Raw genomic sequence first — 12,627 nt, forward strand, 5'->3', positions numbered from 1 at the left:
TGATTTGTGCCGTATTTCTCGGTAAAGCATTTCTTTTCCAGCGGTCTGCACTCGTTTATATACATAACATTCATTGTGCCGTTGCCAATGTCTGCAAGCATATTTACACCCTTAAACTCCCGAAGCCTGTCAGCAATAGCTGAAAAGCCTTGCGGGAATATATCAATCCCTGTGATTTCGATATGATAGGATATATTCCTAAAAATAAATTCAGCCCTTTCATTCTGCATAAGGTATGCCTTAAAGGCTTCTTTCTGCTCGCTTACCCAAGTGAGCGGAAGCCCTGCGGCGATATGTACCTTTGCAGAAGTTATGTGCCGAATATTAAGTTCCTTTGCAACAGCCGCAAGGGTTAAAATATAATAATCGCTATCTGCCATTTTGTCCGATAAAAATTCCTTATGTTCCTCGCCGACAAGATAATACTTATCATCATACACAAGCAGATTTTCCTTAAATGTTGGCTCTTTGTCATACGACGCCACACCCGACCTAAAACAACAATTTCTCGTTTTGCAGTTGCCGTAACCGTGGTCTATGCCTATAATTATAGGTTGATTGTTTGTAAAGTTCATTATATTGTACCTCCAAAATTAAATTTTCGCATTTGAAAAGGCGGTCTGCTTAAATTTGCAAACCGCCTTAATGATTAAGTTTTATGCTGATTCTTCATCAACTGTTTTTTTCTGTTCCTTTTCCTGTTGCTCGGCAAGTCTTCGTTTTTCTTTCATTTTTGTCTGATAACGATTGACTGCCTCTCTGTTCCTTTTTCTTTTTAGCTGTATTTTTTTCAACTCCTCTAATTCTTCCGGTGTAGGCTCCGGTATAGGCAATTCAAAATTACCTATAAAATTAAGAAATATTTCAACCTCCTGTACTCGCACTCCACTTGATTTGTCGGGAGCGTGTACTATAATCTTGTCTATAAACTCATTTATCATCGGTACAGTAAGTACGGAAAAATCGGTATATTTCTTTGCAAGCTCCATAAACTGACTTACTTTATCGCCGTCAAGCTCATAGCCTTCGATTTCTGTTTGCTGTGCTGCAATTTCTGCTTCAAGCTGTTCCTGTTCCGCTTCGTATTCGGCAGACAGCGCTTTAAATCGTTTCTTACCAATCATTTCCGTTGCATAAGATTCATACAGCTTTTTTATAAGATTATCAAGCTCTGCATATCGCTTTTCATTTTGTTTGGTCTTTTTCTTTAATTCCTTAATAGCTTGATGTTGTTTTTCTCTCGCTACACCTAAAACCTTTTCGGTAAAATCGGACTCGTTTTCTATGGCATATTTACTTACTGTTTTTAAGGTTTCCAAAATTAATGTTTCCAAAGATTTTGAGCTGATGTGATGTCCGACACATTTTTTATTAGTTCTGCTGGCAGTTTTTGTGTATGTTGCGCAATCATAAAAATCGTATGGATATTCAATATAACCGGGATTTATTTCCATATTACATTTTTTCATTTTATGAATACCCCTATGGTTATACATTCTTTCGCCACAATCTGCACAATAGACCAATCCCGTTAACGGATTTGCAACGCCCGTTGTATCTGTTCTGCGTACAACCTTACGTACCTTTTGAGCAAGCTCCCAAGTTTCCTTGTCAACAATAGCTTCGTGTGTGTTTTCAAAGATAAGCCATTCATCAGGTGATTTCATTATCCGCTTTTTGTCTTTGTAATGCTCCTTATATGAGCGAAAATTCACTGTATGTCCCATATACTCGGGTTTTTGAAGAATTTTGCCGACAGTGCTTGAACTCCAGTCGTATGGTTCTTCCATATTTGGTCTTTTTCCCCGTGTACCTCTGCCTTGTCTGACGAAATGCACAGCAGGCGTTGGAATTTTATCTTCACGCAAAATTTTTGCTATTTGAAAAATTCCATACCCCTTAATACTCAACTGAAAAATTCTCTTTACAACTGCGGCTGCTTCTTCGTCAATCAGCCAATGGTGCTTATCTTCGGGATCTTTTCTATATCCGTATATAGCATCACAGGTTGTAGGTTTTCCTGCATTGCCTCTTAATTTAAAAGCAGCAATCTGTTTTCTGCTGCAATCTCTCAAATACCACTCGTTCATAATGTTAAGAAACGGTGCAAACTCACTTGAATTAGCGTCCTTTGAATCCACACCGTTTGATACAGCAATAAATCTTACACCTTGTTGTCTGAAAAGCACTTCGGTATAGAAACCTGTCTGTAAATAATCTCTGCCGATACGGCTCATATCCTTTGCAATTACGCAACCGACCTTACCTGATTGAATATCATCAATCATCTGCTTCCAAGCAGGGCGTTCAAAATTTCCTCCGCTGTGTCCGTCATCGGTATAGTGAACGATATTTGTAAATCCGTTTTGCCTTGCATAGTTTTCAAGCATTTCTTTTTGTGTTAATATACTGTTGCTTTCTCCGAAAGCCTCGTCGTCTTTGGAAAGTCTTTCGTATAAAGCAGTAATTTTTTCAACATCCGTCTGCCTGTTTGTCATTTAATAGAACTCCTTTCAGGCTGAACGGCTCATTTGTGACACATTTATTATACCACAATTTTCACCGCTTGCCAACTGATAATGTGAAATTATCCGTAAAAATTTTTCTTCCATTGTTTCTTTTGCATTTTCGCTGAAAAACACATTGACCTTGTAGGTAGTCATTCCTATCCTTTTTGTTAAAATAGTATTACTCATAATCTTTATTCCTCCAAATCTATTGACAAAGTTGAGGGATTGATGTATAATTTATCTTGTAACCCTTTTATTTTGTTGCAGATTACTCCCTCTATATTATGGAGAAATACCGCTGCAAAATCGGAAAGGTTTTTGAAAAATTTATTTTGCACCTTGAAATTTTAATACAGACAGGTGGTGATGCTTCGGTGTACGATAAATTTGACTACGATGCGGTTGAGCAAAAAGAAGCGGAATTACTGCAAAAGGCTCTGTCGCTTGAAGCCGCAAACGCTCCTCCCGAAACCGCACCGAAAGTCACAGCAACTCCAAAAGAACAGCTTAAACGGGATATTAAAGCGGCGGCATTGGAAAGACTTGAACAAGCAGTCGAAACCGTCAAGGATTTTGAGAATGTAACGGAGCAATGGGACAGGCTCGATGAAAACAGAGAAAGAAAAGAACGGTATTGGGAGATATGCCGAAATAACGAAGATTATCCGCTTGAATACGGCGAAGCAGCCTACGGTACGGTGTTTCCGAAAAATCTCAATTCTGTTATTGCAAAACAGATACGAAGGGGCGAATTTTTAGATGCCGTATTTGACAGCCCTTACGAAATACAAGAGCTTGTAACAGATGAATATCTATACAAAATCCTGAATGAATTAAAACCTGAACATAAGGAGCTGCTATATCTGACGGCAATTAAGGGACTGAGCAACACACAAATAGCAGATTTACAAAGCAAAACCGACAGAGCAGTACGATATATGAAAGACACCGTATTCCGCAAAATACGAAAAAAGATGTATGAATACCTTACATCCGAAATCGGCAAAACTCACGATATGACGCTTGCTGAAAAGAGATTTGTCGAAAACTATAAAACTGAATATTTTGAAAAAAAGACGAAAACTAAAATATGAAAATGATAATGAGCAAAAATACATAGGTCTGTTTGACCTGCTCATTTTTAGATAAAACCTAATATTTGTCAATCTATATAAAAGTTGAGGTAAAACATAATGAAAGATTTTTTTGAAAATTCAAGGTCGAATTGGGTGCGCTATATAAGCTATGATTTCAAGGAAAAAGACGGGGTTTTATACATAACTCCATCCGAAAACGCAATGCCCGATTTATATAATATTATGAAGTGCAGGGAGAAAATAATCGTTGACGCATTAAACACCGGCTTGCTTTGTATGAAACAAAACATCAATGAGGAAGAAAAGAAAAAAGGCGTAATGGAATTCGTGTCGCATTACGGTCTGCTCGGCTTGATGACTACGATTACATCAACTCCGGCATTTATGGATTATGAAGTGGTACACTTTATTAAAAATCGCTTTGTAAAGGCTGAAACAATGGATACGCTCGAATATATTGCAAAATTCTATCCGTTTGAAATGCCGCAAATTACAAAAAACGGTCTTGCGATGCGTTGGGATATTTCCGGCGATAAAACAATGATGGCTCTTGCTATGACCTTTTCGGACAGGGAAACAGCGGTAAATATGAGCTTTCAGCGGAATTACGCAGAGCCGTATGAGTGGGTAAAAATGCAGCTTGTTGATTGGGCGCTGCTATTCACAACGGCGCATATTTTCTATGAGGACGATTTGAGCGAAACCGATAAAACGCTTTACCGACAGATGATGACGGTGTTTGACGGCAATTCTCCGACCTATCATATCGCCCTGTGTGATGATAAGCCTGTTCTTGTGTGGAAATTCGGTTCGCTTGCCATCGCAGTTCAAATGCTGTTCAGTCTGTCAATTACCGATGATAAAAAGCCTATTCGTGTCTGCAAACATTGTGCAAAAGCATTTATTCCGTCCCGTCCGAACGCTGTCTTTTGCAGCTCCAAATGCAAAAATCAGTATAATGTTTATAAGAGCAGGGCAAAGGGTAATTCTTAATTTATCGTCATTTTGCCCTTTTTCTAAAAAAGGCATTGACAAAACTATGAATTAAGGTTATAATGATAATAGAAAAAGGCAAGACCTCAAACGGTTATGCCTTAGAACGAATCATATTAGAATGACCGAACTTTGGCGAGGGCGGTCATTCTGCTTTTATGGAAAAGATTATCAATAAAATGATAATCTCTAAAATTGCAAACAGCAACTTTTTTACCATTAACACAATGCTTACTTTTCATAAGCATACCCCCCTTTCATAAACTCAGCACAAGTGCCTGTATGTAAAAGGTGGGCATAACCGCCGGTGTGAACACCGTTAAGAAATCTTGCCTTATCGGATTGCTCCGACAAGCCTTATTATACACCACAATTCGATATTTTTCAAGAGTTTTTACAAATAATATGAATTATACAATCAAATTTGTTGATAATGACTTATGCCCGTTGCAGATATTAAAATCCGCAGCGGGCATTTTGATATGATATGCTGAAATTACTTTACTTCAAGTAATAACTTTCTTGCTATTGCAAATATTCCGTTATCAACCGCCGGAATATCACGGTAGCAGCTGTCTTTTGCAAATTCTTCATCGGGGTTAAATGTAGGATTTATGGATTGATAGATTTTTACTCTTGCATTAAATTCAGCTTTTGTATAATCAATTTCGCCGTTTGCATACTGCATAATGACTTCCGCAATTATATTTTTGACTTTTTCCTCATTTTCAATATAGAAATTCGGTCTTAAACACATATCTCTGTACTGATATATTGCGTTATTTGCAATAGGGGTTAATTCACCGTAAGCATATCCGCCTGTTTGTCCGTTAAGCCAAGCGTTGAAAATGATGACATTTGATTTTGCTCTTGCCTCCGCATATCCCAAACCGTTTTTAACCTCGTCTAAAATACCGCCGATTAAATTTTCGGCAACCGTGACTTGTTCCGTTGTTGCATAATACGGCAATGATTCTTTAGGAACCGGGGCGGCATTTGCCGAAATTGTACTTACCGCCAATGATAATGTGATTAAAAATATAGATATTTTCCTCATTCTGCAAATCCTCCGTACACATATTCTCTTACAACAAATTCTTCCGCTCTGCTGTGAATTGAGTTCATTTTCCGTACCCATAGCATTTGATTATCGGCTTTTAGCTGTTCCGTAACGCCCTCTTGCTTTGCTATTTTTGACACCATAATTTTCATACAATTATGGCAGGTTTCATCAATTTCTGCAAGGTGTTCGGTTACTTTACCTGTCATAAGCAGATATGTATAATATGACTTGTGGTGTTCTTTCAAAAACTGTCTGCGTAAGCTCCCGTACTTGCCGATTATGTATTCCTTTGTATCGTGTACGGTTAAATCCGGAACGTAAAAATCTCCGCATTTTGAATAAGTAATTTTGTCTTTCATATTGTTTCCGACCTCCGTTTGTGATAAAATTGTTTTGTGGTTACAGCTTAATTGGTTGGATATCACCGTCCTTGTTTTCTGCATATAACTACATTTCAATTTGTCACAAATGAGCCGCAGCCATATACTTTATTTAGGTATGGTATGAATACCACCCTTTACAGTATAACGCTTCCGCACAAGCCTTTGCATTGTTCATATGCCCAACCCATTCCATTTGGTGCGTTGCCTTATCGGGTGCGGATTTTTCTGCATCCTTGATAAAACATTCCAAAATCTTCTGCGCCTTGACATCGACATCGCGCAAATGGCTATGCAGCTTTCCGGTGATCATCAAGGCAGTGTATTCGCTTTCTCTGTGCTTTTTGAGATAGTTCCGTCTTGCTCTGCCGTATTTGCCGATTTTATAATTATCACCGGCTGCCGATAAATTTGGAAGATAATAATCTCCGACCTTTGTGTAAGTTCCGCCTTTTTGTTCAAATAATGATTTCATCGCAAATCCTCCTAAAATTTGTATGTTTGTCTGAATAACCGTTCTATGTATGCGTCATAATCTATGAGCGTTCTGAAAATGTAGCTTGCAAGGTATGCAGTTTCAGATTTTACATCTTTCGCCTGTCTATACACTTCTACGGCTCTGTCCAAAATCTCCGGCATCATCTCATCAAGTAATTTCTTTCGTATTTCTTGATTTGAATATGTAATGCCGTTTACATTTATGCTCGGCTTATTCCATAAAAGCTCCATAGATTTCCTTGCAAGCTGTTTTTCGGTTTCGGTTGAAAATTCCTTATCTCTTTCGGAGTGAAAATAACACTCGTCAAGATAATAGTTGAATTTTTCTGTTTCTAAATCCACAACCTCACCTTCTTGTTGTAGTGGTTTTTGATAAATGAATATTGTTAAATGGTTATTGATATATTTATTTCCCCTCTTTATCAGATAGGGAGTGGGTATTTAATACGGAGGGAGTGCCTCCGTATTGCGTAGGCAGTGGCTCTATGTGGTAGAGGTTACTCGTTTGATGATTTTTATCGTTTGCGGTTTTCCGGTAACGCATCTCTTTTGTGATTAAACCCTTATCCTCCAAAGAAGCTGTTACCTTCCGCACCTGCGATATGCTGATATTGCAATCTGCCGCAATTTTAGCCGCTGACGGATAACAAGTCATCGTCTTTCTGTCCGCTTTCATCACAAGATACGCATACACAACAAATTCATATGCTGACAAGTCAAATTTAAATATATCGTTATCCATTTTAAAAAACTTTTCACTCACATAGAACCACCTCACATACATTGTTTATTTTAAGCAACTATTAGCTTTCCTTGAAATAACCTGTTTCTTCCCATACTTTTTTGTCAGGGCAATAATAGTTAAATTCGCTTGAATTTTCAAGCTTCATAGCATATCCGAATTTAAGAATACCTTGCTGAAGCCCTATTCTGACATACTGTGCGTCTTTACCTATTGCCTTTGCAATTTCCGTTATAGGAACATTTCTCCCTGTAAAATTAGGAAACTCAATATAGGTTTTGTTGCCATTCATTGCAGAACACCTCCTATTAAAATTTACGCATTCTCAATGCGCAATCTTATTATACACGAACTCTTGTGACTTGTCAATACATTTTTATCAAAAATACGAAATAAAAATTCACAAATGCACTTGCAATTCGCGGTAAGATGTGTTATAATGTCATAAGAGGTGATAAAAAGTGAATGAAATCCAAAAGATAGTAGGCGAAAGAATTGCCGAAATTCGCAAATATAATCGTGTCAGTCAAACTGATTTTGCTGATAAGCTCGGTAAGTCTTTAAGGACAGTACAGAAGTACGAGAGTGGAGAAATTGATATCCCGCTGTCAACACTTGCTGATATTTCAAAGGTTTTAAACACTACTATGAACTATTTGCTAGGGTATGATTCATCACACATAAAAACAGAAACTCTTTCAGATGTTCTTGCGTTCTTTTTTGAGATAGACAAAAAGAGGGAATTATCATATGATATTGACATAAAAAAGGTAGGCAAAGACGGCAAATGGCAATGTTCGTTTATCTTTAACGGAGAAGATACCGAGGCAATGCACAATGCAGACCTTTGTATTGTTATGGAAACATTCCGTAATAACAGAGATGCTATAAAGACATATTGGATGGATTATGAAGCTTACGATGCTTGGGAAGCAATGAAGCTTGAGTATTACAGCAAGTGTACTTTGACAGATAAAGAGCGCGAAGTTTTACAAGGTACTGACCTTATAAAGAAACGCAACGAATTAGACCGTCAAAAAGTAGAAAAAATACTTGCCGAAAAGCAAGTACATGAAAATGTCGGTGATAACGAGTAACTGCTCGTATCATAAATACTTTAAATCAAAGGAGGTTTTGGAAAATTGAGATTGCCCAACGGATATGGGAGCGTCGTAAAATTATCCGGAAAAAGAAGAAATCCTTATGTAGTCAGAAAGACGGCAGGCTGGCGATACGATAAGGAGAAAGACAAGCAGGTGCAGGAATATATTATAATAGGTTATGCACCTACAAAAGCAGACGGACTTCAAATGCTTGCAGAGTATAACAAGAACCCATTTGATGTTTCATCTGCAAAAATCACTTTTCAAGAAATATTTAAAAAGTGGTCGACAAGTAAATTTTCTACAATATCAGATTCCAACGTAAAGGGCTATAATGCTTCGTATAAGCTATGTGGTACTTTATATAACAAGGTGTTTAAGGAAATAAGGCTTGCAGATTTGCAGTATGTGGTAGATACTTGTGATAAGAATTATCCAACCTTGCGTAAACTCAAAGTGTTATTCGGTCAGTTGTATGAATATGCATTGAAAAACGATGTGTGCAACAAAAATTATGCTGAGTTTGTGGACATAGTAAAATACAAAGATCGTAATCCTAACAGAAGGGATAAAAACAAGTTTGACAAATATGAGCTTGATCGTATTTGGGCACAGCAAGAGGATAAATACTATCAAATTGTTCTTATGCTGATTTACTCAGGTGTTAGAATTTCTGAAATGCTTGATTTGCTGAAAAGTGATGTTCATATCGAAGAACAATACTTTGATGTAATTGACAGTAAAACGGAAAACGGCATAAGAAAAGTCCCCATTGCAGATAAGGTATTACCATTCTTTAAGGCTTGGTATAATGATACCGATAGCAAATACCTTTTACATACTGAAAATGGGGAACAATTCAAATACCGTAATTATTATGACAGTTATTTTACACCTTTAATGGAAAACTTAGGCTTCGACAAAACTACACATTGCTGCCGTCATACTTGTATATCAATGCTTGCCGAAGCTCATGTAGACCAAACCACAATCAAAAAGATTGTAGGACACGCCGGTGCGATGACGCTCACCGAAAAAGTTTATACTCATTTGGATGTGAAGGAGCTAATAGATGCAATCAATAAAATCTAAAGACAAAAGGAAAGAGATGTCTTTCTTTTGCGGAGAAAAACATCTCTTTTAAAATCTTTGCTATTTAGATAACTTTGTTGCATATATGTTGCTTGTGTGTTACTTATCCCACACTTTTTGCAACTTTCCACAACATCTGATAACTCCAAAAACCCCGTAAATAAAGGCTTTCGATAGTCGTGAGAAGTTGATAGATTATCGTTTTGAGAACTGCGGAGCTCTTCTTGCAGCTTTGAGACCGTATTTCTTTCTTTCTTTCATTCTGGGGTCACGTGTCAAGAAGCCGGCAGCTTTAAGAACTTTTCTGTTCTCTGCGTCAACCTGCAAAAGCGCTCTTGCGATACCATGACGGATAGCGCCTGCCTGACCTGTAAATCCGCCGCCCGATACTTTACATACAACGTCGAATTTGCCGAGATTATCGGTTGCAACGAGGGGCTGTCTAACGATAACCTTAAGTGTTTCCAAACCGAAATAATCGTCGATTGTTCTGTTATTTATTTTAACTTCGCCTTTACCGGGAATAAGTCTAACTCTTGCGATAGATTTTTTTCTTCTTCCGGTGCCGTAAAACTGTGCATTTGCCATTTTCTATTTCCTCCTTATCTCAATTCACCAGTGTAAACTTCGGGCTTCTGCGCGTCGTGCATATGAGCGTCGCCTTTGTAAACTCTCAAACGTGTAAGAGAATTAGCACCGATTGTGTTATGAGGAAGCATACCCTTAACTGCAAGTGTCATAGCCTTTTCGGGATTTTCCTGCATTAAAATTTTGTATTTAACCTCTTTTAAACCGCCGACATAACCTGTGTGGTATCTGTAATATTTCTGGTCAAGTTTTTTACCTGTCAGAACTGCCTTGTCTGCATTGATGATGATAACGAAATCTCCGCAGTCAACGTGCGGTGTGAACGACGGTTTGATTTTACCTCTCAAAATGGAAGCAGCCGCGCTTGCAACTCTGCCGAGGGGCTTATCCTGTGCGTCGATGATATACCATTTTCTCTCAACGTCGTTCGGTTTAGCCATAAATGTACTCATATTTTTTACCTCCGTATTTGTTTTGCTCTTATATAAATTTACTTTTTATATAAATTTGCACTTACAACGCTTTATATTGTAATACATTTTATCCCATATGTCAAGCACTTTTTTCAAAAAATTTAATTTGTTGTTTTTAAACTCGCGTATTCTTTAATTTTCTTAAAAATACTCTGTTTTTCTCGCGGGCAATTTTCAAAAAAATATTTGACACCGTGCGCAAATGTGATATAATATCGCTGTAGACTTTAATTTTAAGGAGAATATTTATGAAGGGTTTATATAAAAACAGCGCCCTGCTTTTGGGCTATCACGCATTGTATTCGGTGGTTTCACTGGTGTTTCTTCTGCCGTTTTCAAGCCTTATATACTACAAAGACGGCGTTGTAAGACCGCTCGGAGGCATACTCTACACGCTCGTTATGCTTCTTTTGTATTTGCCGGCGCCTTATTCAAACCTGTGGCACCTCGGACGCGCGCACGCGCGCAAAACAAGCGAAGTTAAGCCGAATTTTATGTACGCGCTTAAAATTTCGCTTATTTCTGAAATTCCCACATACATAATTTTTGTGCTTATGGCGGTATTTAACCTTAAAAATCCCGGCTCATACAATATTTTCTACACGATTTTCAGATTTTGGCAGGGAATTTACATCGGCGTTTTAGACATTTCAAAACTGTTCTACATTTTCTCGCTTGTTCTGCCTGTTGTCTTTGCGCATCTCGGCTACATTGCGGGAACAAAGAACTTTGAATTTGCCGATAAATACATTTATCCGCTGATTTTCAAAAGCAAAAATAAGAAATAAAAACAAATCATAACCTACTCCCCGTGAGCATAATTATGCTTATGGGGAGTGTTTTTATATATGAAAAATTATAAAGAAATTTCAACTTATTTTATATGCCTTGCAATAATTGCGCTGTCGCTCGCGGTAAATATTGCAAATTTCACAAAAGCCGAGCAGACGCTTGCTGTTCCGCCAAGCGGAAAATGTGTTATTCTCGACGCGGGACACGGTGCGCCCGACGGAGGTGCGGTGGGAATAAGCGGAGTTTTGGAAAAGGACATAAACCTTAAAATCACAAAAAAACTCCAGCGCCTTTTGGAACAGAGCGGAACGTATGTTATTATGACACGCAGTGATGATAGCAATATAGCGCCCGACGAAAAAGTCAAAATCCGCGATATAAAGCGTGCGGACCTTAAAGCTCGGCGAGAATACAAAAACACGCCAAATGCCGATATTTTTGTGAGCATACATATGAACAAGTTTCCCGAACAAAAATACAAGGGTGCACAGGTGTTTTACGCGCGCAGTCCGCAAAACAGCAAAATTTTGGGTGAAACGGTGCAAAAATCATTTACCGAAAATCTCGACCCGACAAATACGCGCGTTGCAAAAACCGCCGACAATTCGATATATATTCTAAAGGACAGCAAAATTCCGTCAATCATCGCGGAATGCGGTTTTTTGTCAAATCCCGAAGAAGAAAAACTTTTAAAATCAGACGAATATCAAAACAAAATCGCGTGGGCGATATACCTCGGCATAAATGACTATTTTAAAAACGCAAAAGGAACGGAGTAAAGCCCTGCCGCAAGCAAAAACAATTCAAAAAGACTCATACTTTTCACTCCAAACACAATATCTTGTTATGGTACCACGTTTTTACAGATATGTCAACATACAAATATATTTGTTTTTTGTAAAGATATATTTGTTTTTTGTAAAGATATATTTGTTTTTACTATTGACTTTTTACAAAAATTGTTATATACTGTTTAAAAATAAATATTCGCACAAAGTGTCGGTTATGCCGTAAAGGCAAATTTTGCAAGGCATAATCGGTGAAAAGGGAATGAGGTTAAAATCCTCTGCGGGGAAACTGCCGCCGTATACGCCTGAGTGCTCATACTGCCGTCGGCGAAAGCCGGTCATTGGGAAACTGAGAAGGCAGACAGTATAAGCATTGGTAGGACGCAAGCCGGAAGACCTGCTTTGATACCGTTTCGTCTGAAATTTTATTTATTTTTCATTCGCGGGCGGTATTTTCCGCTTATGCAAAACAGCATAGGCGAATTGCGGTGTGCGCAGAAAAATCAGA

17 protein-coding genes and 1 riboswitch are annotated in these 12,627 nt (G+C 38.0%); of the genes, 6 read left to right on the forward strand and 11 right to left on the reverse strand.

Translation table 11 applies throughout. The features are described from left to right. From H8706_RS01885 to H8706_RS01895, 3 genes are all read right to left on the reverse strand, one after another. Positions 1-575, reverse strand: a 575-nt coding sequence (locus H8706_RS01885; protein ID WP_262431283.1) for a ParM/StbA family protein, incomplete at its 3' end; no start/stop codon positions are given. 81 nt (positions 576-656) lie between these two features. Then, positions 657-2,498, reverse strand: a complete 1,842-nt coding sequence (locus H8706_RS01890) for a recombinase family protein (RefSeq protein WP_262431284.1) — start codon at positions 2,496-2,498, stop codon at positions 657-659. A 15-nt stretch (positions 2,499-2,513) separates the two neighbouring features. Next, entirely contained in the window at positions 2,514-2,696 is a 183-nt protein-coding gene (locus H8706_RS01895) for a transposon-encoded TnpW family protein (protein ID WP_262431285.1), read from the reverse strand. Positions 2,697-2,884: 188 nt separating this feature from the next. Between H8706_RS01895 and H8706_RS01900 the strand changes: the two genes are divergently transcribed. Together H8706_RS01900 and H8706_RS01905 are read left to right on the forward strand one after the other, a co-directional pair. Continuing rightward, positions 2,885-3,604: a sigma-70 RNA polymerase sigma factor region 4 domain-containing protein gene (locus tag H8706_RS01900; protein WP_262431286.1), complete on the forward strand. Its 720-nt coding sequence runs from the start codon at positions 2,885-2,887 to the stop codon at positions 3,602-3,604. Positions 3,605-3,703: 99 nt separating this feature from the next. Continuing rightward, positions 3,704-4,600, forward strand: coding sequence for a hypothetical protein (locus H8706_RS01905; RefSeq protein ID WP_262431287.1), 897 nt, complete (start codon positions 3,704-3,706; stop codon positions 4,598-4,600). Between the two features lie 496 nt (positions 4,601-5,096). On the opposite strand, the gene H8706_RS01910 is transcribed toward H8706_RS01905, so the two are convergent. The 6 genes from H8706_RS01910 to H8706_RS01935 form a co-directional block, all read right to left on the reverse strand. Next, positions 5,097-5,657 carry a hypothetical protein gene (locus H8706_RS01910; protein ID WP_262431288.1) on the reverse strand — a complete coding sequence of 187 codons (561 nt, stop codon included), beginning with the start codon at positions 5,655-5,657 and terminating at the stop codon, positions 5,097-5,099. Then, positions 5,654-6,022, reverse strand: coding sequence for a TnpV protein (locus H8706_RS01915; RefSeq protein ID WP_262431289.1), 369 nt, complete (start codon positions 6,020-6,022; stop codon positions 5,654-5,656). The genes H8706_RS01910 and H8706_RS01915 overlap by 4 nt, the downstream gene beginning before the upstream one ends. A gap of 133 nt (positions 6,023-6,155) precedes the next feature. After that, entirely contained in the window at positions 6,156-6,518 is a 363-nt protein-coding gene (locus tag H8706_RS01920; protein ID WP_262431290.1) for a TnpV protein, read from the reverse strand. Positions 6,519-6,529: 11 nt separating this feature from the next. Then, the gene (locus H8706_RS01925) at positions 6,530-6,883 is read right to left on the reverse strand and encodes a hypothetical protein (RefSeq protein ID WP_262431291.1); all 354 of its coding nucleotides are present in this window, start codon (positions 6,881-6,883) and stop codon (positions 6,530-6,532) included. A 64-nt stretch (positions 6,884-6,947) separates the two neighbouring features. Continuing rightward, positions 6,948-7,304: a helix-turn-helix domain-containing protein gene (locus tag H8706_RS01930; protein ID WP_262431292.1), complete on the reverse strand. Its 357-nt coding sequence runs from the start codon at positions 7,302-7,304 to the stop codon at positions 6,948-6,950. A gap of 40 nt (positions 7,305-7,344) precedes the next feature. Continuing rightward, complete coding sequence (locus H8706_RS01935; RefSeq protein WP_262431293.1) at positions 7,345-7,575, reverse strand: hypothetical protein; 231 nt, start codon at positions 7,573-7,575, stop codon at positions 7,345-7,347. A 169-nt stretch (positions 7,576-7,744) separates the two neighbouring features. Here H8706_RS01935 and H8706_RS01940 point away from each other — a divergent pair, with 169 nt between their 5' ends. After that, positions 7,745-8,380 (forward strand): helix-turn-helix domain-containing protein, encoded by a 636-nt coding sequence (locus H8706_RS01940; RefSeq protein ID WP_262431294.1) that lies wholly within the window; start codon positions 7,745-7,747, stop codon positions 8,378-8,380. A 45-nt stretch (positions 8,381-8,425) separates the two neighbouring features. Continuing rightward, entirely contained in the window at positions 8,426-9,478 is a 1,053-nt protein-coding gene (locus H8706_RS01945) for a tyrosine-type recombinase/integrase (protein WP_178350887.1), read from the forward strand. 195 nt (positions 9,479-9,673) lie between these two features. On the opposite strand, the gene rpsI is transcribed toward H8706_RS01945, so the two are convergent. Together rpsI and rplM are read right to left on the reverse strand one after the other, a co-directional pair. After that, positions 9,674-10,066, reverse strand: coding sequence for a 30S ribosomal protein S9 (rpsI, locus tag H8706_RS01950; RefSeq protein WP_178348528.1), 393 nt, complete (start codon positions 10,064-10,066; stop codon positions 9,674-9,676). A 14-nt stretch (positions 10,067-10,080) separates the two neighbouring features. After that, positions 10,081-10,518: a 50S ribosomal protein L13 gene (gene rplM, locus H8706_RS01955; protein ID WP_178348527.1), complete on the reverse strand. Its 438-nt coding sequence runs from the start codon at positions 10,516-10,518 to the stop codon at positions 10,081-10,083. 269 nt (positions 10,519-10,787) lie between these two features. Here rplM and H8706_RS01960 point away from each other — a divergent pair, with 269 nt between their 5' ends. Beyond that, positions 10,788-11,327: a hypothetical protein gene (locus H8706_RS01960; RefSeq protein WP_262431295.1), complete on the forward strand. Its 540-nt coding sequence runs from the start codon at positions 10,788-10,790 to the stop codon at positions 11,325-11,327. Positions 11,328-11,387: 60 nt separating this feature from the next. Next, positions 11,388-12,110, forward strand: a complete 723-nt coding sequence (cwlD, locus tag H8706_RS01965) for an N-acetylmuramoyl-L-alanine amidase CwlD (RefSeq protein ID WP_262431296.1) — start codon at positions 11,388-11,390, stop codon at positions 12,108-12,110. Positions 12,111-12,308: 198 nt separating this feature from the next. Further along, a riboswitch (cobalamin riboswitch) is annotated at positions 12,309-12,538 on the forward strand. Positions 12,539-12,627 lie beyond the last annotated feature (89 nt).

This window comes from Qingrenia yutianensis, assembly GCF_014385105.1.
Taxonomy (GTDB): Bacteria; Bacillota; Clostridia; order UMGS1810; family UMGS1810; genus Qingrenia; species Qingrenia yutianensis.